Origin of the sequence: Trichloromonas sp. (genome assembly GCF_041583255.1) — a bacterium.
In the GTDB taxonomy this organism is placed as follows: Bacteria; Desulfobacterota; Desulfuromonadia; order Desulfuromonadales; family Trichloromonadaceae; genus Trichloromonas.
This window is the reverse complement of sequence record NZ_JBFHGD010000007.1, coordinates 1-23022: the sequence shown is the minus strand read 5'-3', so window position 1 is coordinate 23022 and position 23022 is coordinate 1. Positions and strand designations below refer to the sequence as shown.

Annotated in this window: 29 protein-coding genes; 4 read left to right on the top strand and 25 right to left on the bottom strand. The window is 58.2% G+C overall.

Annotation, left to right across the window (positions count from 1 at the left end; translation table 11 throughout):
- Positions 1-7: 7 nt before the first annotated feature.
- The 11 genes from hpf to ABYV89_RS01180 all read right to left on the bottom strand — a co-directional run bounded on the left by hpf (position 8) and on the right by ABYV89_RS01180 (position 9998).
- The gene (hpf, locus tag ABYV89_RS01230; RefSeq protein WP_432821096.1) at positions 8-556 is read right to left on the bottom strand and encodes a ribosome hibernation-promoting factor, HPF/YfiA family; all 549 of its coding nucleotides are present in this window, start codon (positions 554-556) and stop codon (positions 8-10) included.
- Positions 557-646: 90 nt separating this feature from the next.
- Positions 647-2095, bottom strand: coding sequence for an RNA polymerase factor sigma-54 (rpoN, locus tag ABYV89_RS01225; protein WP_432821095.1), 1449 nt, complete (start codon positions 2093-2095; stop codon positions 647-649).
- A gap of 45 nt (positions 2096-2140) precedes the next feature.
- Positions 2141-2866, bottom strand: a complete 726-nt coding sequence (lptB, locus tag ABYV89_RS01220; RefSeq protein WP_432821094.1) for an LPS export ABC transporter ATP-binding protein — start codon at positions 2864-2866, stop codon at positions 2141-2143.
- Complete coding sequence (lptA, locus tag ABYV89_RS01215) at positions 2863-3369, bottom strand: lipopolysaccharide transport periplasmic protein LptA (protein WP_432821093.1); 507 nt, start codon at positions 3367-3369, stop codon at positions 2863-2865. Before lptA ends, lptB begins: the two co-directional genes overlap by 4 nt.
- Positions 3366-3938, bottom strand: a complete 573-nt coding sequence (gene lptC, locus ABYV89_RS01210; RefSeq protein ID WP_432821092.1) for an LPS export ABC transporter periplasmic protein LptC — start codon at positions 3936-3938, stop codon at positions 3366-3368. The genes lptA and lptC overlap by 4 nt, the downstream gene beginning before the upstream one ends.
- An 80-nt stretch (positions 3939-4018) precedes the next feature.
- On the bottom strand, positions 4019-4546 hold the full coding sequence (locus tag ABYV89_RS01205; protein WP_432821091.1) for a KdsC family phosphatase: 528 nt from the start codon (positions 4544-4546) through the stop codon (positions 4019-4021).
- Positions 4546-5508 carry a KpsF/GutQ family sugar-phosphate isomerase gene (locus ABYV89_RS01200; RefSeq protein ID WP_432821090.1) on the bottom strand — a complete coding sequence of 321 codons (963 nt, stop codon included), beginning with the start codon at positions 5506-5508 and terminating at the stop codon, positions 4546-4548. The genes ABYV89_RS01205 and ABYV89_RS01200 overlap by 1 nt, the downstream gene beginning before the upstream one ends.
- A gap of 12 nt (positions 5509-5520) precedes the next feature.
- A complete protein-coding gene (gene kdsA / locus ABYV89_RS01195; protein WP_432821089.1) occupies positions 5521-6345 on the bottom strand; it encodes a 3-deoxy-8-phosphooctulonate synthase in 825 nt (274 codons plus the stop codon).
- Positions 6335-7951 (bottom strand): CTP synthase, encoded by a 1617-nt coding sequence (locus tag ABYV89_RS01190; protein WP_432821088.1) that lies wholly within the window; start codon positions 7949-7951, stop codon positions 6335-6337. The genes kdsA and ABYV89_RS01190 overlap by 11 nt, the downstream gene beginning before the upstream one ends.
- A gap of 113 nt (positions 7952-8064) precedes the next feature.
- The gene (gene kdsB / locus ABYV89_RS01185; RefSeq protein ID WP_432821087.1) at positions 8065-8823 is read right to left on the bottom strand and encodes a 3-deoxy-manno-octulosonate cytidylyltransferase; all 759 of its coding nucleotides are present in this window, start codon (positions 8821-8823) and stop codon (positions 8065-8067) included.
- Between the two features lie 110 nt (positions 8824-8933).
- The gene (locus tag ABYV89_RS01180; RefSeq protein WP_432821086.1) at positions 8934-9998 is read right to left on the bottom strand and encodes a threonine aldolase family protein; all 1065 of its coding nucleotides are present in this window, start codon (positions 9996-9998) and stop codon (positions 8934-8936) included.
- A 411-nt stretch (positions 9999-10409) separates the two neighbouring features.
- On the opposite strand from ABYV89_RS01180, the gene ABYV89_RS01175 reads away from it, so the two are divergent.
- Positions 10410-11576: a helix-turn-helix domain-containing protein gene (locus tag ABYV89_RS01175; RefSeq protein WP_432821085.1), complete on the top strand. Its 1167-nt coding sequence runs from the start codon at positions 10410-10412 to the stop codon at positions 11574-11576.
- Positions 11577-11785: 209 nt separating this feature from the next.
- On the opposite strand, the gene ABYV89_RS01170 is transcribed toward ABYV89_RS01175, so the two are convergent.
- From ABYV89_RS01170 to ABYV89_RS01125, 10 genes are all read right to left on the bottom strand, one after another.
- Positions 11786-12334, bottom strand: coding sequence for a DUF4389 domain-containing protein (locus ABYV89_RS01170; RefSeq protein WP_432821084.1), 549 nt, complete (start codon positions 12332-12334; stop codon positions 11786-11788).
- Between the two features lie 86 nt (positions 12335-12420).
- Positions 12421-13464: a nitroreductase family protein gene (locus ABYV89_RS01165; protein ID WP_432821083.1), complete on the bottom strand. Its 1044-nt coding sequence runs from the start codon at positions 13462-13464 to the stop codon at positions 12421-12423.
- A 41-nt stretch (positions 13465-13505) separates the two neighbouring features.
- Positions 13506-15053 carry a M48 family metalloprotease gene (locus ABYV89_RS01160; protein ID WP_432821082.1) on the bottom strand — a complete coding sequence of 516 codons (1548 nt, stop codon included), beginning with the start codon at positions 15051-15053 and terminating at the stop codon, positions 13506-13508.
- Positions 15054-15321: 268 nt separating this feature from the next.
- Entirely contained in the window at positions 15322-15606 is a 285-nt protein-coding gene (locus ABYV89_RS01155; protein ID WP_432821081.1) for a hypothetical protein, read from the bottom strand.
- Entirely contained in the window at positions 15603-15860 is a 258-nt protein-coding gene (locus ABYV89_RS01150) for a double zinc ribbon domain-containing protein (RefSeq protein WP_432821080.1), read from the bottom strand. Before ABYV89_RS01150 ends, ABYV89_RS01155 begins: the two co-directional genes overlap by 4 nt.
- A gap of 9 nt (positions 15861-15869) precedes the next feature.
- Positions 15870-16565, bottom strand: coding sequence for an ABC transporter ATP-binding protein (locus ABYV89_RS01145; RefSeq protein ID WP_432821079.1), 696 nt, complete (start codon positions 16563-16565; stop codon positions 15870-15872).
- A 31-nt stretch (positions 16566-16596) separates the two neighbouring features.
- Positions 16597-17754 carry an ABC transporter permease gene (locus ABYV89_RS01140; RefSeq protein ID WP_432821078.1) on the bottom strand — a complete coding sequence of 386 codons (1158 nt, stop codon included), beginning with the start codon at positions 17752-17754 and terminating at the stop codon, positions 16597-16599.
- Positions 17755-17760: 6 nt separating this feature from the next.
- On the bottom strand, positions 17761-18273 hold the full coding sequence (locus ABYV89_RS01135; RefSeq protein ID WP_432821077.1) for a Fe-S-containing protein: 513 nt from the start codon (positions 18271-18273) through the stop codon (positions 17761-17763).
- 44 nt (positions 18274-18317) lie between these two features.
- Positions 18318-18713 carry a heavy-metal-associated domain-containing protein gene (locus ABYV89_RS01130; RefSeq protein WP_432821076.1) on the bottom strand — a complete coding sequence of 132 codons (396 nt, stop codon included), beginning with the start codon at positions 18711-18713 and terminating at the stop codon, positions 18318-18320.
- Between the two features lie 220 nt (positions 18714-18933).
- Positions 18934-19356, bottom strand: a complete 423-nt coding sequence (locus ABYV89_RS01125) for an acyl-CoA thioesterase (RefSeq protein ID WP_432821075.1) — start codon at positions 19354-19356, stop codon at positions 18934-18936.
- Positions 19357-19737: 381 nt separating this feature from the next.
- Here ABYV89_RS01125 and ABYV89_RS01120 point away from each other — a divergent pair, with 381 nt between their 5' ends.
- From ABYV89_RS01120 to ABYV89_RS01110, 3 genes are all read left to right on the top strand, one after another.
- Complete coding sequence (locus tag ABYV89_RS01120; RefSeq protein ID WP_432821074.1) at positions 19738-19965, top strand: hypothetical protein; 228 nt, start codon at positions 19738-19740, stop codon at positions 19963-19965.
- Between the two features lie 75 nt (positions 19966-20040).
- Positions 20041-20274, top strand: coding sequence for a hypothetical protein (locus tag ABYV89_RS01115; protein WP_432821073.1), 234 nt, complete (start codon positions 20041-20043; stop codon positions 20272-20274).
- Positions 20275-20326: 52 nt separating this feature from the next.
- Positions 20327-20557, top strand: a complete 231-nt coding sequence (locus tag ABYV89_RS01110) for a hypothetical protein (protein ID WP_432821072.1) — start codon at positions 20327-20329, stop codon at positions 20555-20557.
- Between the two features lie 73 nt (positions 20558-20630).
- On the opposite strand, the gene ABYV89_RS01105 is transcribed toward ABYV89_RS01110, so the two are convergent.
- The 4 genes from ABYV89_RS01105 to ABYV89_RS01090 form a co-directional block, all read right to left on the bottom strand.
- Positions 20631-21104, bottom strand: a complete 474-nt coding sequence (locus tag ABYV89_RS01105) for a MaoC family dehydratase (protein WP_432821071.1) — start codon at positions 21102-21104, stop codon at positions 20631-20633.
- A gap of 27 nt (positions 21105-21131) precedes the next feature.
- Entirely contained in the window at positions 21132-21827 is a 696-nt protein-coding gene (locus tag ABYV89_RS01100) for a DUF5714 domain-containing protein (RefSeq protein ID WP_432821070.1), read from the bottom strand.
- Between the two features lie 48 nt (positions 21828-21875).
- The gene (locus ABYV89_RS01095) at positions 21876-22457 is read right to left on the bottom strand and encodes a flavodoxin family protein (protein ID WP_432821069.1); all 582 of its coding nucleotides are present in this window, start codon (positions 22455-22457) and stop codon (positions 21876-21878) included.
- Between the two features lie 334 nt (positions 22458-22791).
- Positions 22792-23022, bottom strand: a 231-nt coding sequence (locus ABYV89_RS01090; RefSeq protein ID WP_432821068.1) for an anion permease, incomplete at its 5' end; no start/stop codon positions are given.

The window sequence follows — 23022 nt, the reverse complement described above, 5'->3', positions numbered from 1 at the left end:
CGGGCAATTACTTCGATTGCGGAACAATCAAACCGTAGTTACCGTCTTTGCGCCGGTATACGACATTGATCTCTTCTGAAGACGAATCGGTAAAGACCAGAAAGTCCTTATGCAGAAGGTCCATCTGCATGACCGCCTCTTCGACCGCCATCGGCTTTACCTGGAAACTGTTGCTGCGAATAATGGTCGGTTCAGGTGAACCGACATCGATGCTTTCGGCGGCGAAGACAGTCTTCTGAATCTGCCGCTCACGTCCGCTGACCGGCTTGTGTTGTTTAAGCTTTTCCTTGTAACGCTTGAGCTGGCGCTCGATCTTGTCGACCATGGAGTCGATCGCCGCATACATATCGTTGGTTTCTTCCGAGGCCTTGATAGTGATTCCCTTGGCAGAAATGGTCACGACAGCCTTGTGCCGGATCTTTTTTTCGACCGAAAGAACCGCCTGCGCATCAATCGGCTCATCAATGTACTTCTTGACCCGGTCCAGTTTCTCTTCTACGTAAGCGCGAACGGGTTCGCTGACTTCCATATGTCTGAATGTAACGTCAATTTGCATAGTGAAACCTCCTGGTGATAAGTTTCCGCCGCGTGAAACCAATCTTTTTCAAGTATATCGACATCTTGAGTGTTGGCCACAAGCGCGGAATTAAAAAAGCCGTTTTCGCTCCGTAGACGACCCCAAACCGAGCATTTCGCGGTATTTGGTGACCGTGCGACGGGCGATGTCGATTCCCTGCTGATGCAGGATGTCGACAATCTTCTGGTCAGAGTAGGGTTTGCGCGTATTTTCGGCAGCGATAATCTCTTTTATTTTGCTCTTTACGCTTTCCGATGCGATGGAATCGCCCTCGGTCGTGTTGATGCCGCTGTTGAAAAAGTATTTCAACTCAAAAAGACCCTGCGGCGTCTGGACATATTTATTGGTGGTGACACGACTGATCGTCGACTCGTGCATTTCTATATCTTCGGCGACATCCCTCAAAACCAGGGGTTTAAGATAATTGACCCCTTTATCGAAGAATTCCCGCTGAAACTTGACGATGCTCTTGGTGACCTTGTATATCGTTCGCTGGCGCTGGTGGATACTCTTGATCAGCCACACCGCGCCGCGCATTTTATCCTGAATATACTCCCCGGCCTTGGCGTCGATATTTTCACCGCCCGAAAGAGCGTTGCGGTAGAACGAGTTGATCCGCAGATTCGGAAGCCCCTCGTCATTGAGTACAACAACGTACTCCTCGTTGATCTTGTAAACGAAAATATCCGCGGTGATGTAATGGACGTCTTCCTGGCTGTACACGCTGCCGGGACGCGGATCAAGACCGGATATGATCTTGGCGGCCCCGAATACCTCGTCGAGGGTGACCCCGAGGGATTTGGCGATCACCGGGTATTTGCGGTTTTCCAGTTCGGCAATGTGCTCCCTGAGAACCGATTCGACCAGGCTGCCGGCCATACCAAGGTGCTCTACCTGACGGAGCAGACATTCCTGCAGATTGCGCGAAGCGACTCCGGGCGGATCGAAATCCTGCACCATGTCGAGGGCTTCGGTGGTCTTCTCGAGAGAGGCGCCGGTGGTTTCGGCAATTTCATCGAGAGACGCCTGAAGATATCCGTCATCATCGAGATTGCCGATAATTTCAGCGGCGATCTGGCGAATCTCGTCATCCATCCGCGACAGGTTGAGCTGCCACATCAGGTGATCGGTCAGCGTCCCTTTTTTGGTCAGCAGATTTTCGTAGGAGGGTCGATCATCATCTTCTTCGTAAAAATCGGCCGTGGAACCGCCCAGGCTGTACCCTTCGAGGTAGGTCTGCCAATCGATGTCAGCCATACCTTCATTGTCACCGGCAACTTCCTTGATTTCTTCAGCCGATTCTTCGCTTTTCTGGGATTCTGCGGCAGCTTCTTCCAGTTCCTTCTCTTCGAGGGTTTCAGCTCCCTCTTCCAGAACGGGATTCTCCTCAAGCTCCTGCTGCACCATGTCGACCAGCTCCATCCGGGACAACTGGAGCAGCTTGATCGCCTGCTGCAGCTGTGGCGTCATTACCAGCTGCTGGCTGAGTTTTAGTTGCTGACGGAGTTCTAAGGCCATTATCCACTCGTTCCGTTATTGAACGGTTTCACGTTATTCGACGGCTTACAGCCGGAATTTCTCACCAAGGTATATGGCACGAGCCCTTGAACTCGCGGCTATTTCAGCCGGCACGCCATATTCGAGGATTTCTCCCTCGTTGAGGATATACGCCTTGTCGCACACCCCCAAGGTCTCACGCACGTTGTGGTCTGATATCAGAACGCCGATGCCGCGCTCTTTGAGCTGGGTGATGATATTCTGGATATCCATGACCGCGATCGGGTCAATCCCGGCAAACGGTTCGTCCAAAAGGATGAAAGCCGGCTCGATCACCAGGGCCCTGGCAATTTCCAGACGCCTTCGCTCGCCCCCCGAAAGGGCATATCCGTAAGATTTTGCGACATGCCCCAGGCGAAAGTCGTCAAGCAGGTTCTGCATCCGTTCAACCCGCAGGTTGGCCGTAAGATCGAGGGTTTCGAGAATCGCCAGCAAGTTCTGTTCGACCGTCAGCTTGCGAAAGACCGAAGCTTCCTGGGGCAGATAGGAAATACCGGCCCGCGCCCGCTGGTACATCGGCAGCTCGGTGATTTCATGTTCATCCAGAAAGACCTTCCCCTGATCGGGGCGGACCAGGCCGACCACCATGTAAAAGGAGGTGGTTTTTCCCGCACCGTTGGGTCCCAGCAAACCGATCACCTCGCCGGAAGCGACCTCGAGATCAACAGCCTGTACCACCTGGCGGCCCTTGTAGGCCTTGCACAGCCCCCGGGCAGAGAGCCGACGACTCACTTTTTATCCCCCTGGGGATGAAACACCGCGTTGACCCTGCCGCCTTCCTTGCCGGTCACCACGCTGCGTTCCTCATTCAGAAATACAGTGATTTCATCACCCTGGATGAAATCCTTTCCCTGGTGAACCTTCGGCCCCCCGGAAAGAACCACCTTGCCCTGCTGATTGAAAAAGACGGCCTTGTCACCAGTCGCGATCCGTTCCCCCTGGACGATCCGCACGCCATTCAAAGCGATAACCTTATCTATCCCCCGGCTTCCCGACTGATAGTAGATATGCAGTTCTTCAGCATAGATCGTCACATCGCCCTGCTTCGCTACCACGTTACCGGAGAATTTGGCATTTCCAGCCTGGTCATTGCCTTCAAGGCGATCAGAGGCAATCTCGATCGGCTGATCACTGGAGTAGCGTCCCGGGGCCGATTTTTCTTCAGCCTGGACGGAAACCATCCCGGCGCATGAGAGAACCAGCAGCAGGACTATATGCAAGATCATTTTTTTCATTGCTTACCGCTACCCTGAACCCGGGCCTTCACATCAGAAGAAACCCGGTAAGCCTGAGTGTCTACATTCAAACGAAGTCCCCGGCCGGTCAACTCCATCCGCGAAGAAACGATACGAACCGGCGATTCGGTGCTGATCATCCGTGTCGCATCGGAATAATCGAGTTGTTCCGCATAAAAAGCATAGCCTCGTGAACTCTTTACGACCACATCACCCTGAACGCTGACTTTTTTATTGTCAGATTGAGTTTCGCCGTTTTTTGCGATCAAGGTTCCAGCCTCGACCCCTTTTTCATCAAAAAACGTCATGAAGACGTTCTGGACAATAGTCGTGCCGCTTTTCACGTTGTAATCGGCCGAATCCGCAACCAGGTTCCAGCGTCTGACGCCGTCACGGGTTTCCGTATAGTCGATTTTCTTCAGAGCCAGATCGACATTGCCGGGCAGCACCTGCAAGATCTCTTCGGGCGCCTCCCCGCGGAAATTCCACAACACCGTCACAGCCAACGACAATGCCATCAACACAATGGCAAAACCTAAAACATTCCGTAGCGTTATCTTTACTTTCATGGCTAGTGATCAGTATAACATTTCACTTGGGAGGTGTAAAGACGAATACTGGCCCATTGGCATGGGATTTGAAAGGGTTATCAGCCCTGCTGGCCGCCGAAGTAGCGTCCGGTCACCTCGGTCCAGGCCCCGGAACTCTTCAGGATGAAATCGCAGATTTCCCGCACCGCGCCGCGGCCGCCGGAACGCCTGGCAACGTAATCGACCAGCGGTTTCACATCATCGACAGCGTCGGCCACCGTCGCTGAAAAACCGACCCGCCGCAAAATGGGCAGGTCGACCACGTCGTCACCGACGTAGGCAACCTGCTCATCGGTCAAACCCAAAGAGTCCAGCACCGCAGCATAGGGAACAAGCTTGTCCAATGCCCCCTGATGGACAATTTCGATGCCGAGCTCCTTTGCCCGCAAAGCGACCACAGCCGAGGACCGCCCGGTAATAATGCCGACGGCAATCCCGGCCCGCTGGACCAGCTTAAGGCCATGTCCGTCCTTGACATCGAACGCCTTGGTTTCCACCCCGTTATTGTCGTAAGTAATACGACCGTCGGTCAGCACGCCATCGACATCCAGCAGCAGCAGCTTGATTTTCCCCAGATCTTTCAACATCAAACCACTCCCGCCTTGAGCAGATCATGCAAGTGAATAATACCGACCGGAGTCTGCGTCTCTTCTGTTTCGAAAACAAATAAGGATGTAATGGAAAACTCTTCCATTTTCTGCATCGCCTTGGCGGCCAGGTTCGAACGCAGGATGCGCTTGGGTTTGACCGCCATCACTTCGCCGATGGGGCGATTGAGCGCATCAAGGCCTTTTTCGATGGCACGCCTCAGGTCGCCGTCGGTAAAGACCCCGACTAGAGCTCCCTGGCTGTTGCACACTCCGGTGATGCCAAGCTTCTTACTGGTGATCTCGAACAGGGCTTCCTTGAGCGGAACCTCTTCGGCCACCATGGGAATGGCGCTGCCGGCATGCATCATATCCTCAACCCGCAGCAGCAGGCGCTTGCCCAGGGCCCCGCCGGGATGGAACAGGGCGAAGTCCTCTTCCTTGAAGCCCCTGCGGATCAGCAAGGTCACTGCCAGCGCGTCGCCCATGGCCACGGTAGCCGTCGTGCTGGCGGTTGGCGCCAGGCCGAGCGGGCAGGCTTCCTCCTTGACCGAGATGTCGAGAAAGACATCGCCGGCGCGGGCCAGGGTACTTCCGGCGTTGCCGGTCATGGAAATCAGGGGCAGGCCCATGCGCTTGATGACCGGCAGAATGCGGACAATTTCCTCGGTTTCCCCGGAATTGGAAACGGCCATCACCACATCGCCCTTCATCAGCATGCCGAGGTCACCGTGGATCCCTTCGGCAGGGTGCAGGAAGAGCGTCGGGGTACCGGTCGAGGCCATGGTGGCTGCCACCTTCTGGCAGATCAGCCCCGATTTTCCCATCCCGGTAATCACCAGGCGCCCCTTGCAGGCCAGGATCATCTCCACGGCCTGAACGAAGCGGTCATCGATCCGGTCGAGCAGGGCAACAATGGCGTCCGCTTCGACCTTGAGAACATGCTTTGCGGTTTCAATCATCTGATTCAACGGCTAACAACCTTTTGCTATGGCGTCAATGGCCAGCACCTGTTCGAGCATCTTCTTCAGGCCATCCAGCGGGAGCGAATTGGGCCCGTCACAGAGGGCCTCTTCCGGGTTCTCATGCACCTCCCAGAAGAGACCGTCAATGCCGGTCGCCACTGCCGCCCGCGAAAGGGCACCAACGTACTGCCGCTGACCGGCGGATGCGGTTCCGGCGCCGCCCGGCAGCTGCACCGAATGGGTCGCGTCGAAAATGACCGGGCAGCCGGTTTCGCGCATGATCACCAGCGAACGCATGTCCGTTACCAGGTTATTGTAACCGAACGAGGCGCCCCGTTCCGTCAGCAGGATCTGCCGGTTGCCGCTGGCTTCGAGCTTGCCCACCGCGTTTTTCATGTCCCAGGGGGCCAAAAACTGCCCCTTCTTGACATTGACGACCTTCCCGGTCTGCGCCGCCGCCACCAGCAGGTCGGTCTGCCGGCTGAGAAAGGCCGGGATCTGGATAATATCGAGCACTTCGGCCGCCGGGGCGACCTGGGTGATATCATGCACATCCGAAAGGACCGGCAGATCGAACTCGGCCTTGACCCGCGCCAGGATCCGCAGGCCCTCCTCCAGGCCGGGGCCGCGAAAGGCGCTGACCGAGGTGCGGTTGGCCTTGTCGTAGGACGCCTTGAACACCAGGCCGATCCCCAGCGAAGCGGTCAGCTCCTTGAGAAATTCGGCGATGCGCAGGGTCAGGCCTTCATTTTCGATGGCGCAGGGACCGGCGATCAGCACCAGGGGCCGATTGCCGCCGAAAACCACATTGCCGACAGCGACTTCACGCACCACCTTGGATATCTCCTTTTTGCTTCAGACAGGCGCCGACAAAAGACTCGAACAACGGATGCGGAGTCATCGGACGGGACCGGAATTCGGGATGGAACTGACAACCGAGAAACCAGGGGTGTTCGGCGATTTCAACGATCTCGACCAGGTCAGACTCGGGATTGATGCCGGAAAGAACCAGCCCGCACCCTTCCAGCTGCTTGCGGTAGGCATTGTTGAATTCAAACCGGTGCCGATGCCGCTCGGAGATGTTTTTCTGCCCGTAGATGCGCCGGGACAGCGTCCCTTGACCAAGTGCGCAGGGGTAGGTTCCGAGTCGCATGGTACCGCCCTTGCCCTTGACGGTCTTCTGCCCTTCCATGATGTGAATGACGGGATTTTTGGCCCCTTCGCGGAATTCGGAAGAGAAGGCATCCTCAACGCCACAGACATTGCGGGCGAATTCGACCACGGCCATCTGCATGCCGAGACAAATGCCGAAGAATGGAATCTTGTTTTCCCGGGCATACTGAATCGCCGCGATCTTCCCCTCGCTGCCGCGCTCGCCGAAGCCGCCGGGAACCAGGATGCCGTCGACATCGTCGAAAGTTCCGTCGATGCCGTGCCGCTCAAGGGCCTCGGAATCGACATACTTGAGATTGACCCGGCAATCGTTGGCGATGCCACCGTGGATCAGCGCCTCGGCCAGCGACTTGTAGCTCTCGGTCAACTCGACGTACTTGCCGACAATGGCGATCGTCGTCTCTGAGGCCGGTTCCTTGATGCGCTTGACAATCCGCTGCCACTCGGACAAATCCGGCGCCTTGGTCCAGATATTCAGATAATCGACCAGGCGCTCGTCGAGCCCCTGTTCGTGGTAGGCAACGGGCACCTCGTAGATCGAGCCGACATCGCGGGCGGTGATGACCGCCTCCTCTTTGACGTTGCAGAAGAGGGCGATCTTGGCCTTCATGTCGCGGGGAATTTCACGGTCGCAGCGGCACAGCAGGATGTCGGGCTGGATGCCGATTTCGCGCAGTTCCTTGACGCTGTGCTGGGTGGGCTTGGTTTTCAGCTCACCCGCGGTCGGGATATAGGGAACCAGGGTCAGGTGAATATAGAGAACGTTTTCATGCCCGCGGTCGGTGCGGAACTGGCGAATCGCCTCGAGAAACGGCAGCGATTCGATATCGCCCACAGTGCCGCCGACCTCGACGATGGCGAGGTCGACCCCGCGAGCATTGTCAAGGATCTTGGCCTTGATCTCGTTGGTGATATGCGGGATGACCTGAACGGTGCCGCCCAGATAATCGCCGCGGCGCTCCTTGCGGATCACCGAGTCATAGACCTGGCCGGTGGTAAAGTTCGATTTGCGGGAGAGGGTCGCGGTGGTGAAACGCTCGTAATGACCGAGGTCAAGGTCGGTCTCGGCCCCGTCATCGGTCACGAAAACCTCACCATGCTGAAACGGGCTCATGGTTCCCGGATCAACGTTGATATAGGGGTCAAGCTTCTGCATCGATACCTGCAGCCCGCGCGCCTCCAGCAGCGCCCCCATCGACGCGGCGGCCAACCCCTTCCCGAGTGAAGAAACCACTCCCCCGGTCACAAACACAAACTTGGTTTTCATCCGAACTCCTTTTATTGGCACCCGGGGCGCCGAATGGCCGGCCCGAGTTTGAAATCAAAGCAGGAATAGTACACTGATGCCCCTAAAAAGAAAACCCCCAAATTGGCCGGCGGCTATCCTTGATCGGCAGCGCCGAGCAATGCCCGGACCAGCTCGAGATCGGCCGGTGTATCAACCCCCTGGGAAACCAGGTCGGTCGGCACGACCCGGATCCGGTAGCCCTGCTCCAGGGCCCTGAGCTGTTCGAGTTTTTCGCTGTTTTCGAGGGGGGTCGACGGCATCTTGGGGTAGTCGAGCAGAAAGCCCTTGCGGTAGACATACAGGCCGATGTGCTTGTATGCCTTGAGCTGACTGAAATACTCGGACAGGTTCTGCGCATGGTCGCGGGGATGGGGAATCGGGGCCCGGGAGAAATAGAGGGCAAAGCCCTTGGCATCGACGACCACCTTGACCACGTTGGGATTGAGAAATTCTTCTACCGACCCGATCGGCGTCATCAGCGTTCCCATCGGGATGGCGGCATCCTCCACCAGCGGCGCGACGGCCAGATCGATCATCCGCGGGTCGATCAACGGCTCGTCCCCCTGCACGTTGACCACGATGTCCGTGTCGATGCGCTGCGCAACCTCGGCCAGCCGATCGGTGCCGGTGGGATGGTCCGGGCTGGTCATCTGCACCTCGCCGCCAAACGCCCTGACAGCTGCGAAAATACGCTCGTCATCGGTGGCGACAACAACCCGGTCCACCCGCGACGATTCGATGGTCCGCTGGTAAACCCACTGGATCATCGGCTTGCCCAGAATGTCGACCAGGGGCTTGCCGGGAAACCTCGTCGAAGCATAGCGGGCTGGGATAATGGCGGTGACGCGCATAGGGAAATCCTTTCTTTGCCGAACCGAAAATGTTTCGCAGGGTAAGAAAATAGCCGAAGGATGTCAAGACAGGGAAACGGGCAAGGCGCCGGCAAATTCGGCAATGCCGGTCAGCAGGCGGCGGCCAGCTCCCGAACATCGCCGAGCAGCTCATCGATATCCGCCTTACGGGTGCTCCAGGAACACATGAAGCGGGCCAGCCCCGAACCGATGAAGGTGTAGAAATGCCATCCCCGCCGGCGAAGGGCCTCGATCAGGGGATCGGGCATCTTGACAAAGACCGCGTTGGCCTGGCAGGGATAGACCACCTCGAGACCGGCAACCGCGCCCAGGCCGGCAGCCAGTGCGCTGGCACAATCATTGGCATGGGCGGCGTGCCGCAGCAGGGCGCCAGCAGCCAGCATGCCGCTCCAGGGAGCCGACAGGAAGCGCATCTTGGAGGCCAGCTGCCCGGCCTGCTTGCAGCGGTAATCGAACTCCCGGGCCAGCCGGGCGTCGAAAAACACCACGGCCTCTCCCACCGCCAGCCCGTTCTTGGTTCCGCCGAAGGTCAGCACATCGACTCCGGCCTGCCAGGAGATTTCCGCCGGCGCGACCTGCAGAGACGCCACGGCATTGGCGAACCGCGCTCCGTCGACATGCAGTTTCATATCGTATTTTCGCGCCAGGGCACCGACGGCCTGCATTTCCTCGACACTGTAGACGGTGCCCAGCTCTGTGGGCTGGGTAATGCTCAGAACCTTCGGCTTCGGATAATGGATATCGGTACGCCGGGTGATCGCATGCTCGGCCGCCTCCAGGTCGATTTTCCCTTCCCGGCCCGGTACCAGGAGCACCTTGGTGCCATTGGAGAAAAATTCGACGGCGCCGCATTCGTCAGTTTCGATATGGGCCGATTCGGCACAGACAATACTGTGATAAGACTGGCATAATGACGCCAGGGCCAGCGAATTGGCGGCGGTGCCGTTGAAAACGAAGAAAACCTGGCAATCCGTCGCAAAAAAATCCCGCAACTGGTTGCAGGCCCGGGCCGTGTGCAAATCATCGCCGTATGAATTGGCATATCCCGTCGAAACATCCGCCATGGCCTGCCAGGCTTCGGGGCAGATGCCGGCATAGTTGTCACTGGCAAACTGATTTTTCAGCCCCAGGGGGAACCGCTCCCCATTTTTCATTCATAACTCCACAAATCGGTCAGTTCTGAATCGGGTCGCCAGAAATAGCGACAGCATACCCCCACCAGGAGAGAAAGTAACAGGAGATGGAGGATCACCGCAACAGAGAACTGACACTGCGATTCTCTCTGGCGGACGGCAGCTGGGAACCGGTGTCCCTGCCCTCATTGATTATTCAGCAATCCAGTTATGACGTTACTCAAGAGAATGAGTACAGGTCGAAAGCAAAAAGACTTCTAACAGGGATAGACAGGCTGGACAGGATAAAGCTCAGAAACCATAATGGTTAATTGTTGAGTGCCAGCACATCGTGGACAAAAATATGTGCCACCAGCTCGTGGACAAAAATAGTTCTCTGACAATCGAATAGCCACCCATCATTCTCTGAACATTTCCCATACGGAGGTGTTCATGAAGGATGAGATTAAACAACGTATCCAAGCGGTTCTGCGTTTTCTGTCAGGCGAAAAGCCCGAATCGATCTGCGCTTCCATGGGTCGATCACGGTCTTGGCTCTACAAATGGATCTCGCGCTACGATGAGAAAAACAGCTCTTGGTGTGAAAATCGACCGACGGTTTTGTCCCATGCAACCAATCGGACACCGCTGGAGATTGAAGAGATCACCAAGATGATTCGCCTCAATCTCTACAATCAAGATCTGTTCTGTGGCGCCCAAGCAATCCTGTGGGAACTTGAGGATCTTGGCATTAAGCCATTGCCTTCACTACGCACGATTAATCGCATTCTGAGTCGCAACGAGCTGACCCATCGAAGGACCGGCAAATACGAACCCAAAGGAACACCTTATCCCAAACTCCCGGCGTTTCTGCCGAATCAGACACATCAAATGGATATGGTCGGCCCGTGTTATCTGACGGGGCCGATCCGTTTCTACGGCCTCAATACAATCGATGCTGCAACGGCACGATGCGGGCTGCATTCGTCGCCATCCAAATCCGGCGAGGACATTCTGGATGGAACTTGGGCTATTTGGACTCGACTTGGAATCCCGGACAATCTTCAGGTCGACAACGCCTTATCCTTCTTCGGTAGTCCAAAATATCCTCGGGCTACGAGTCAGTTTATCCGCCTATGCCTGCATCATGGCGTCGAACTCTGGTTCGTCCCGATGTCGGAACCCTGGCGCAACGGTTTGATCGAGCAGTTCAATGATCACTACCAGCAGAAGTTCCTCAACAAAGTGATCATGACAACCGCCGAGGAGTTGCGAGTGGGAACCCTTGCTTTCGAACAACGTCATAACAGCAAATATCGCTACAGCAAGCTGGGCGGAAAAACGCCTCTCAAAGCACTGGCGGCCACGCAGGCACAGCTCAGATTTCCAAACCATGAGGAAGTCCCTCGGCAGCGACTGGAAAAGCCGGAGGTCGGCCGCTACCATCTGGTGCGTCTGATCCGTAGCGATCTAAAGCTCAATATTTTCGGCGAACAGTTCTCCGTACCTCCAGAACTGAAACTTGAATACGTGGTGGCTACTATCGATGTCAAAGAACAAAGACTGAAACTATTCCTGGATAAAACCCAGGTCGATGAATTCGCATACAGAATGCGTTAGCAATCATTGAGTCCGCGAGCTGGTGGCACTAAAAAGTGTCCACGAGTTGGTGGCACTCAACAGTTAATCTATTATCCTGGATATCCTGCCTATTCCTGTGAATTCGATTGGTCTGGTTGGCGGCCAACCAACCTCAACTGGAGCCAAGTGCATAACCAGATTCAGCAAAAATGTCTGGCCAGCGAATCATGCTGGCCAGATGTTGCCGGTTACTCGAACGAGACGTCCGGCTCCGGCGGCGAGACCTCACCCGGAAAACTGGCGAAGGGATAGGGTTTTGCGTTTTCAGACAGGGTAAGATAGCGGAGAACAGAGTAGGTGTAATCGGAAACCCTGGCCCCGAATTTTCTCAGCGGCACACTCGGCACGCCCATGATCAGCAGGTAGACATACTGACCCAGCACCGTCAGCTGAACGATCAGCCGGAGAACTTCAAAGACCAGCAGGAAAAGAATGGAATAGAGCAGTCGAAGCAGGATTTTCATTCGCGAAATCGACGTTTTTTCCGGCCCGGATTCGGCGGCGGCAACGGGACGGGAAGATGGGGGGATAACCCACTTACCCTGCACCTTGTACGCGTGCGGGATACTCCCGTTCCGCAACAACCGGCGCACCGGTTCTCCCGGCTTGGCGGCATCATCGGCAAGAAGGCCGGCCTCATCGAGGAGCCGGCTGGCTTCGGCCGCAGACAAGCCTTCGAGACCGTTCTTTGCCTGGTAGGTGTCGAGAAACGTGATGATCTTCTGGATTTCCGTCATGTTGCCCTCCCGATATGAGTATGCGCAGAGAATATGTCCTGTCAGCATACAGACACAGGTTGGCTTTTTCAAATAAAACGAAAGATTCAGGACAAAAAGAGCTTGCGGGCCCGGCGATAGCCGGTTTCAGTGACCAGCGACTTTTCCAGGATCCGTTCAATCTGCTCGGGATCCTTGCCTGGGACAACATCGACAAGATTCACCAGGGCGTCGGCGTCCCAGAGGATGCGAAATTCCGGCGAATCGATCGCGCCCGGGGTGTGGTGACAACCGACCAGTTCGCATACCGTCACGATCAGGCGTTCGTCGGCACCGAGTTTTTCCAGCAGAGCCCGGGCCACGGGAGGCCCTTCCTGCTCCTGGCAATGGCCGGGGCAGCTGCCGTATTTGCGTTCGGCCTCGGGGATGCCGATATCGTGCAGATAGGCTGCCAGCAGGGTCAGGGTCTCGTCGGCATCGATGGCGGCAAGAAGCTCCCGGGCATAGCCGGCAACCCGGTGGGCATGTTCGATCCGACGGTCGTCGGAACCGAAATAATCCTCCATGGCAAAAGCAACTTTTTCGATAAAACTCTCCCGGCGACCGGGATCTGACATGGACCAGCGCGTACCGTAACGGTTGCTGTAAACCTTATCGTAAAGCAGCGATTCCCGCGGATGGGGCGGCTTCTTCTCGGCCGGATAACCGATGCCGACGATCGCTTCGACCTGGCAGCTGTCCGGCAGCGCCAGGGCTTTGCGCACGAAGTCGCCGGAAGAGAGGTCTTTGCTGTGGCGGCGCTCCCGGATCTGCACCCAGCAGCTCCCGAGCCCAAGCGACTCGGCGGCAAGATGAATGATCAGCGCCGCAATCGAACAATCTTCGATCCAGACGTCTGAAATCTGCGGATCGGCACAGACCGCGATGGCCAGAGGAGCCCCCTCGAGCAAAGCCGACCCATGCTCCTTGGCCTTAGACAGCTGCTTGAGCAGGCTCGGATCGGTCACCACGACGAACTCCCAGGGATTGTACCCGCGGGATGACGGCGACCGCAGCATCGCCTCCACCAGTTGGTCGACCTTTTCGGCGACCACCGGAAGCGCTTGAAATTTCCGGATACTACGGCGTTTTTTCAACAAAGACAACAGCATGTGAACCTCTCTTGAATAACCGGCGAAAATTCGGGCCGCCCCTATTCGGCAACGCGGGCCTTGACGATCGCCGCCTTTAGCCCTTTGAGTGACGCGCCGCTGCTGACCGGTCCGATGCCGGTCGACATCCGCGCCGAGGTGCCGGGCGCCAGGGTAGCGGGAACCCGCAGCGCGACCTGTCGTTGCGCCCCCCGGTCGTCGACGAATTGAACCAGGTAATCGATATCGGCCACCGGGACACCGGTCGGATTGACGACTTCAGCCAGCAGATACCCGGAGCCATCGAGCCCCAGGCGGATTTGCAGATACTGGTTCGGGTTATTGGCAAGGTCGAGCCGAACCAGGGAACGGCCGGCCTCCTGTCCGGGTTCGGACTTGGAACCGGCGGCGGCGGCGTAAAATTCCTTGGCCTTCTGGCGATCGCCCCGGGCCAGCGCCAGGTTGCCCAGCGAATTCAGGGCGGTGGCCGTCGGCAACAGCTGCAGGCTCTTCTCCAGGTCGGCGTAGGCGGCATCTTTCTGGCCGAGCTGTTCGCGGGCCAGGCCGCGCTTGACGAAGAAATGAAAATACTCGCCGTTGCGCAGCAGGGCCCGGTCGTAATTGGTCACCGCGTCCTGGTAGCGCCCCTGCTTGAAGCGCACGTCGCCGAGCAGCGAATGGAACAGCCCCTCGCGCGGTTCGGCCGCCAGCGCCTGCTCCGCCAGCGCCAGCGCCTGCTCGGCATTCCCCTCGGCCAGGGCCTTGCGCCCCTGGTCGTGGGCGGCATAGGCCTCCTTGCTGCGGATCAGGGTCGCCATCTTCTGCCGGTAGCGTTCCACCCCGAGTTCCCCCCCGGCAGGAAAGAGCTTGGCCGTCTCGCGGTTGGCCTCGACCCTCTCCTGCGATGCAGGGTGACTGGAAAAGAGCCCGGACAGCCAATCCTGCCTCTTCCCTTCGGACAGGCGAACGAAGGTCTCCTGCAGGCCAATGGCGGCCCGCGGGTCATACCCCGCCCGCGCCATGTACTGCATACCGTAATAATCCGACTCAGTCTCGGCATCACGACCGTATTTCTGGCCGATCATCTGGCCGGCCAATGCCGCGCCGCCGACCGCCAAGTTGCCGAATTCGCTGTTGCTCGATGCCACCTGGGCCGCCAGCACCACCCCCTGCATCAGCATCCCACGCTCCATCCCCTTGGCGCCATGACGGGCCGCGGCATGCACGATCTCGTGCCCCAGTACCGCCGCCAGCTCCGCTTCGCTGTTCAGCTCGGTCAGCAGACCACGATTGATGGCGATCTTGCCGCCAGGCAGCGCCCAGGCATTGGGGGTCGAATCGTTAATGACATTGAACTCGTAGGGCAAACCGCGGTCGCTGACCGCCGCCAGCCGGTTGCCGACGCTGCTGACATAGGCGGCCACCTCGGGGTCGACCGTGTAATCCCCCCCCTGCATCTGCCGGCTGGGGGCATACTGTTCGCTGCCGAGGTTGATCTCGGTACTCTCCGGAACCAGCCGAAGTTCGCTCTTGCCGGTCACCGGGTTGACGGCACAGCCGGACAGCAGTCCGACAGAGAACAGGATCAGCAGCACATACCGTTTCAGCATGAAGTCACCCCTTGTATTCATTCGTCAGGCATCCTGCAGAAAAAATATCGATAACCCGGCAGCAACGAAAGGTTATGGCCTGAACGCCTCGCGCGCCAGCAGAGACGGCGCCGCTCCCGCCAGGTTTTTCGTACCCGAGCCAGCCGCAGGGGTCAACTCCTGCGGCAGACCCAGGAACAGACATTCATCTTAATCTATATAATTGTAATGACAAACAGGAAAATAGCCAGAAGGAATAACGAGAAAGGATTAAACGAACGGTTCCGGATCAGCGGCGGCTGACGCCGCATTCGGGGCAGAACGCCCAGGCATCGGAAAGCATGGCCCCGCAGTTGCAGCGGCGGCCGGCCAGCTGGCGGCGGCGAAAAGCCTTGAGCGCGACAAGCGACAGCCCCGCAACAAGGGTCAGCCCAATCATTGTTTTTTCGAAAGGCCCGATGACCAGAAAACCGCGCAGGGTGCAGCGGCCGCAGCAGTAGGCCCAGAGATTGTATGCCAGCACCGCCGTGCCGGCGGCCAGTCCCAATGCGAAGACAACGATGCAGCGCTTCATGCTGTCCGCTCCTGTTCCGGTTCGCCGCACTGCGGACAATAACGGTGAAAGACGGACCGCTGCTGACCGCAACCCGTGCAGCGTTCACGCAGCATGGAACGGCAGTGGGGACAGATCAGCCACTCCGCATCGACGGCATGCCCGCAGCCCGGGCAGTCGTCGTGCCCACGAGCGACGTCCTCGCGCCCCTTCTCCTGTTCAGCGAGAATGGCGCAGGCGATCCCTCCGATGAGGATCAGCAGCAGCAGGACCACGGGACTCTCCTAGCCGCCGGACAACGCCGGCTCCTGGGCATCGGCGATTTGCCCGTCGCGCAGGAACAGGGTCCGGTGAAAGCAGGATTTCGTTTCCGGATTATGGGTCACCATGACGATGGTCTGCCCCTCGGCATTGAGTTCGGCAAAGAGCGCCATGATTTCCGCCGAGGTCGCACTGTCGAGGCTGCCGGTCGGCTCATCGGCGAGGATCAGCGGCGGGCGGTTGACCAGGGCCCGGGCAATGGCGACCCGCTCCTGTTCGCCGCCTGAGAGTTCCCCGGGCAGGTGGGTCGCCCGCGCCTTCAGCCCGACCCGCGCAAGCACCTGCAAGGCCCGCTCGCGCTTCTCGGCAGTCGGCATCTTTTTTACCGCCAACGGCAGCATGACGTTTTCCAGGGCCGTCAGGTAGGGGACCAGATTGAACGACTGAAAAACGAAGCCGAGGTACTCGCGCCGGAAATCGGCGAGCTTCTCGCCGGGCAGTTGAAAGAGGTCGATGCCGTCGATGCGCAGGGTTCCGGAAGACGGGTGGCAGAGCCCGCCGAGAATCGACAGGAAGGTGCTCTTGCCCGAACCGGAAGGCCCCATCACCCCGAGGAACGTCCCCTCGTCTATACTCAGATCGATGCCGGCCAAAGCGTCAACGCGCCCGGCCCGGCTGTCGTAAAATTTGCTCAATCCGCTGATTTCGATAAATGCCATAAGACCATCCAGGTTGGAAAAAGCAGTTAACTCAAAGGGTGCGCAACGCTTCGGTCGGATCAAGCCGGCTGGCATGCAGGGCCGGATAGAGCGAAGCCAGGGTACCCACGACCACGGCCAGCAGGATCGAGCCCGAAGCCAGCAGGGGATCCCAGGTCAGGTGAACGTGCTCTTCGGCCAGCACCGGCAGCAGCAGGCGGGTCGCCAGCATACCGCTGAAAAAGCCGAGCACGCCGGCCAACAGGCTGACCCAGAAGGCCTCGGTCAAAATCAGGCTGACCACGTGCCCTCGGCGAAAGCCGAGCGCACGGAAAATGCCGATTTCGCGGGTTCGCTCATTGACCGAGCCCATCATGGTGACGAAGACCACCAGGGCGCCGATCAGGATCACCACGGCCGCCACCCCGAAGGCGAAGACCTGGAACTGCTCGATGGCATGCATCCGGCTTTTGACCACCTGCTGGATGGCGCCGACCTTGACATCGGGGAGCACCGCGGCGATCTGGCTGACCATATCGTCGACCGGGCAGTCTCCGCAGAGGGCGGCCACCTCGACCAAAGAAACCAGGCCAGGCTTACCGAGCAGGATTTGAGCCGTCGGCAACGAAGCGATCAAAAGGTCGTCGTCCTGAGAGCCGGTTTCCTGCAGGATCCCGGTCACCAAAAAGGGAAAGTCTTCGATCGCGACCGTCTCGCCCATGACCAGGCCCAGCCGCCGGGCCACGGCGCTGCCGGCAACCAGCTCGTTGGTCGCCGCCAGCGGCCGGCCATCGACGCTCCACCAGCGCTTGAGGTGAAATTCGCGGTCAGCGGCAACCCCCATGAGCATGACCCGCTCACCTTTCACCTGCACCGCCCCGAGTATCTTCGGGGCCACGGCGGCGATATTGCGGCGGTTCGGGATCGTAAGAATCCGGTCCAGGTCAGCCTCGCGGATTTCCCGGGGGTCGACCGTCACGCCGCCCAAGGTGATGCCGCCGTACGACAGCGACAGCTCGTCGGTTTTCGGGGTGATCAGGATGTTGGCACCGAAGTTCTCCATCTTATGCTGCGCTTCGGCCGTCATCGCCTCAGAGAGCGACAGCATGGTCACTACCGTGGCGATGCCGATCAACAGGCCGATCACCAGGAAGGCCAGGCGCGACTTGCGCCGGCGCAGGTTATTGAACGCGATGGTGCGAAGCTTCATGGGAGATCAGATCCCTTCAAAATAGCGAGCGCCGAGCTTAAGGTCCTGTTCGGTGATCACCAGGTTACCGTTGGCTACGTTGCGGACCAGGGGCGCCGGATTGCAGCCGCCCTTGACTTCGTTGATGCGATCGGAACTGAAACGCTGCCCGCAGTTGACGCAGACCATCTCGTCCCCTTCCTGGCGATAGCCTTTCTTTTCACGATAGCAGACGTCGCAGGCGTCGAAAGCGGCCCGAAGCACGCCGTCATGGCTTTTCAGCACAAAAAAATCAATCACGGTTTCCCCCTGCCGATAGCTGAAAAAATGAGCATTGCCATCATCGAGCCGGGCGACCGGAATCGACACCTGGCCGGCAACAGCCGTGACCAGCGGGTATTTCCCCTCGCCGGTACCGATAAACTTCCAACCGATCAGGGCGACGCCGGCCAGGAGCAGGAGGCCAAAGGCCAGCAGGGGCAGGTAATTTTTTTTCTTATCCGCGTCGAACTGGGCGCGTTTTGAATCACGATCAGACATTCTATCTCTCCATGTGTTGAGTTGTTGATGGCACCAACGGTTGACTAGCCACAACAGGTGCCACCGCACCCGCTCTTGCTGACCGGTTTGGCGGCAGGACAACGAACGTCACTGGTGGACGGAACCACCCGACCTTCCGCAGAAGGGCCAACCGGATAACCGGCACGGGCGATCCGCTCGGCGATAGCCGCCGCATCAGTACGGCTACTATCAAAGGAAACTCGGGTCAGTCCGCTCGCCAGATCAACCTCTACACCACCGATGCCATCCAGGTCGGACACAGCCCCCTTGATTTTCTCGACGCAGGCGCCGCAGGTGAGATTGCCGACCTGCAGTTCGACAGAGGATTCCGTCTTGACACCGGACCCGCTGAAAGCAAACGCTCCGGCGAAAAGAACCAGCACCCCGACCAGCACCAGCATAAAACCACGACGACTCATAATTTACTGTCTCCTTGAAATAAATGAATAAGCCTTTTACCGTCATGCTCAGGACCTTGAACAGGAGGCAACAAGTGAGCAGCTTGTTCCCTGCGTGATCTTTTTCACGAGCCGTGCCATCTTGCCAAGCGTCCAATTTCACATAAAAAAAACCGGGAACCGTTATCCGAACGGCTCCCGGGTGTAGCATATCCTGCGCCACCTGTAGAATATTCTCCTATCACTCAACGCTTACAGCAGCCTTCGGGGTCAGGGCCCGGGCGATCTCGGCAGGCATTTTCGGCCGCCCCCGCTCGTTGAGAGCGGTTCCGATAATCCTCGCCTTCACCACCAGGGCCTGATCCGCTGTGCGGTAAATGTCCTGAAAAAATACAAACCGCAGGGGCGTCAGTTTTTCCAGCCGGGTGCCGATCCAGAAGCGATCGGAACTGACCAGCGGGGTCTTGTAGTCAAGTTCGGCCCTGACCACAACCAGGTTGATTTTCTGCCTGGCCAAATCGGCAAAATCAACCCCCAGGGTCTTGATGAATTCATGTCGGGCATGCTCGAGGTAGTTCTGGTACACCGCGTTGTTGACCACCCCCTGCATGTCACACTCGTAATCCCGCACCTGGAAGTCAAGGCGCGCATCATAATCGATCATTGACTGATCCTCTCTTCGCAACGGTTCGTCCGACCAGGGTAAAGACGCTCCAGGGTCTCCTCCCCCCACCTTCTGCCTTCTTGCCTCCGCCTATACACCCTGTATAAAAAGGGGATACACCCCCTTTTTCATGGTTTCTTTTTTAAAAAAGCGTGGTTGCCTTATTTTTAATGCAATTGAATTAACATGAACACACGTTGACCTGTATGTTTAACTTATACAAAGTCCCCCGCCAACAAGCCTCTCCGATGTTCCCAATAAAGTTTTTTCACTCGCAAAAACGAAAGCTTGCAAAACACTGATAAAATATTTCCAATATTGGTACGCTCTTCGCTATATACCAAGTCAACAGCAAGCAACAGCGAACCCAAGGAGCACGCCATGAAAAACTCCCTTCCGTCGGCCATCATCCTGCTCATCGCTTCAGCCTCTTCCGCCCTGGCCTCCAATGGCGCAGGCAATTCCGGCCTCGGCCTGATGACCATCCTCTTCTTCGGTTTCTTCGCCCTGGTCGTCTCCACCCAGCTGCTCCCCGGCCTGCTCCTCTTCATCGCCGGGACCAAAAGCCTGTTCGGCAAGCGCGCAGGGCAAGCCGCCTCAAACCGTTGAAACAGGATAAATGACGAACCACCCAATTGAACAAGACGTCATCTTTAAACCCATAGAGCCCACAAGGAGGACATCATGAAAGCCACCGCCAGAATCGCCGCCGCCACCGCCACCCTGATGACTTTTGCCAGCTCCGCTTTCGCCAGCGGCGGCCGGGTTGACCACAGCGGGATCGTGGTCTGGGTTTTCCTCGGTTTCTGCGGCATGATCGTCGCCGCCCAGCTGATCCCCGCCCTGCTGGTGATGCTCGGCATCGTCAAGGGGGTGATGGCTCCGCGCGAAGAAGCCGCCGAAGAAACCAGCAAGTAACATAGAAACCTGAACGCAACGGATTCAACAAAAACCTTAAAAGGAGGACACCATGAAAGCGATCGCCAGAACCAGCGCACTCTTTACCGGACTCATGACCCTGGCAACCAGCGCCTTCGCCGCCGGAACCGCGGCCCAGGGCAGCGGCCTTCTGGTCTGGTTGTTCCTCGGCTTCTGCGGCCTGATCGTCGCCATGCAGCTGGTTCCTGCACTGATGCTGCTGGTCGGAATCGTTCGCGGTGTCACCTCGCCCCACGAGGCGGCCGGGCAAGCCAGCAAATAACGGATACCGCATTGACGCCAAAAAAGCCGGGGCCTGCGCTCCGGCTTTTTTGCGTTCGCTCGTCACCGATCGATCACGGGTAAACCCGAACCAGCGATTCGGCCACGCAGGCCGGCTTGTCGTTTCCTTCGATCTCCACGGTGATCCGATAGCTGATCTGCACCGCCTCGCCAACCCTTTCGGCACGCTCCAGCAGGGTCCGGGCGCGGATGCGGGAACCAACCAGCACGGGGGATGGGAAGCGGACCTTGTTGACGCCGTAGTTGACCCGCAGTTTCATGCCGGGATAATTCTTCTGGAAAAAATCGGGGTGATTGCTCTCGGTCAGACAGGGCAGCAGCGACAGGGTCAGGTAGCCGTGGGCGATGGTCGCCCGGTAGGGAGACTCCTTGGCCGCCCGTTCCGGGTCGGTATGTATCCACTGAACATCGCCGGTCACCTCGGCGAAACGGTCAACCCGCTCCTGGGTGATGGTCAGCCAGGAACCGACGTGGATCTCGCGGCCCAGCTGCGGCTTGAGAAAACTCAACAACGAATCGGCAGACATGGATCCTCCTCAGAAGTAACGAAACCGTTAAAGATAGGGGCAGCCGCTACCGAGACACTCACGGTTGCGGGCCTTGTCCCGGCAGTGGATTTCAGCGGCCGGGGCCGGCAGCTCGATCCCCAGTTCCTGCTGCAGAAACTCCCGCCCTGCCCGCACCGCGTTGCGCAGGGCCCGCTTGCAGCAGCGCGCACCGCCATCGCCGGCGGCGACCAGACCGGCCGCAGACGCCCGGTTGGCCAGGGCGCGCTCGCCCCCCTTCAGCGGAGTCGCGCCGGTCAGCATGCTGACGGCCACCCCCAGGGCGATCCCGGCGCCGCAGCTGCCCAGGTAGCCGCAGGCGCCGCCGGGGATGATCATGGCGCGCCGGATCGTCTCGGCAACGGCAACGGCATTGAGCGGGCGCCCCTGACGGCGCGCGGCCAGCAACAGGGCCAGGGCGGCAACGGAGTGATGTTCCGGGCCATGCATCGGCAGCTTCGGCACCCCGAACAACTCCTCCAGAATATCCTCGGGCGCCTCCCCCCTCACCCGCTCCGCCGCAAGCGGCAGCAGGGCCAGAACGCTCTGGCCATGGCAGCTGTCACAGACATAATGTCCCTGCGGACAGCGGATCAAGGAGCAACCGGAGCCGCCACAAAGGTGGCAGGTCGTTATGATCGGGGTGTCGCTATAAAGCAGAGCGGACCCACAGGCCATGCAATGCTGCGAATGAGAACTCGTCATGATGAATCCCTGAGGTTGCGCCGACAGCAAAAAAATCAGTGCGCCAGCCTATCCTGCTCCCATCAGCAGACGGTCGGCGAGCTGTTCAGCCTCCGCCAGAATATCCGGCCGAGAATCGACATCCCCCTTCCTGTAGACATCGACCACCCGCAGCGAATGGGTTTCGGCAAAACCGGTCCAGTGAAAGACATCCCGATACCTGGGCAGAACGTCGGCGAACAAAGCCGGGTCGCGATGCCCCTGCGTCAGGATGAAAACCAGCGGCTTGCGCACGGGCAACCGACTGGGATGTTCCATGGCGATGTAGCCGGGGAGCAAATAAGAATAGCTGCGATCGATGAAACCCTTGAGCTGGGCAGACACATCCGTGTAGTAAACCGGCGAAGCCATCACCAGCAGGTCGGCCTCGAATACCGCCTCCAGGACCGGCGCCAGATCGTCCTGCAGCACGCAGCGCTCATGGCTGGTCTTGCAGGCATCGCAGGCCTGGCAGCCACGATAGTTAAGGTCGTTGAGATAATAGCTCCGCACGCTGGCGCCATGCTGTTCGGCCCGCTGCAGAAAATGCCGGGCGACGGTGGCGCTGTTCCCCTGCTTGCGGGGGCTGCCGAAAAGACAAACTATATTCATAGGACATCCTCGAAAAACAACGGCGGTGGCGGCGACCTTAACTTCGCCGAGTACAGCAACCAATTGCAATCACTGTGATTGTGTCAATCGGCATAAAAAAATGATCACCATCGGCGTCCAATATTGACACATTCGAAAGCACTAAACCCCATATATTTCGGACCTTGTCCGATAATTTAGCGAATCATCGTTCGGCGCTGATTAGGGGCCAAGGTGGATCAAATTCACACGCCGATTAACAGGTTTCGGAAAATTGAAGCGGGGGGTCAATAGTCTTTGGAATGCGTGCACTTTGGCCTCATTTTGGCGAACTCCGTCAGCCTGCCATGGGATCTCAAAGAGGCCAGACAAATAGAATCATCGGGATGCTTACCAGCAACACCAGAATCTCCAACGGCAGTCCCATTCGCCAGTAATCACCGAATTTGTAGCCGCCAGGACCCATGATAATGGTGTTGTTCTTATGACCGATGGGGGTCAAAAACGCGCAGGATGCAGCCACGGCAACCGCCATCAGAAACGCATCCGGGTTGGCATCGAGGCGGGTGGCGATATCGACACCGAT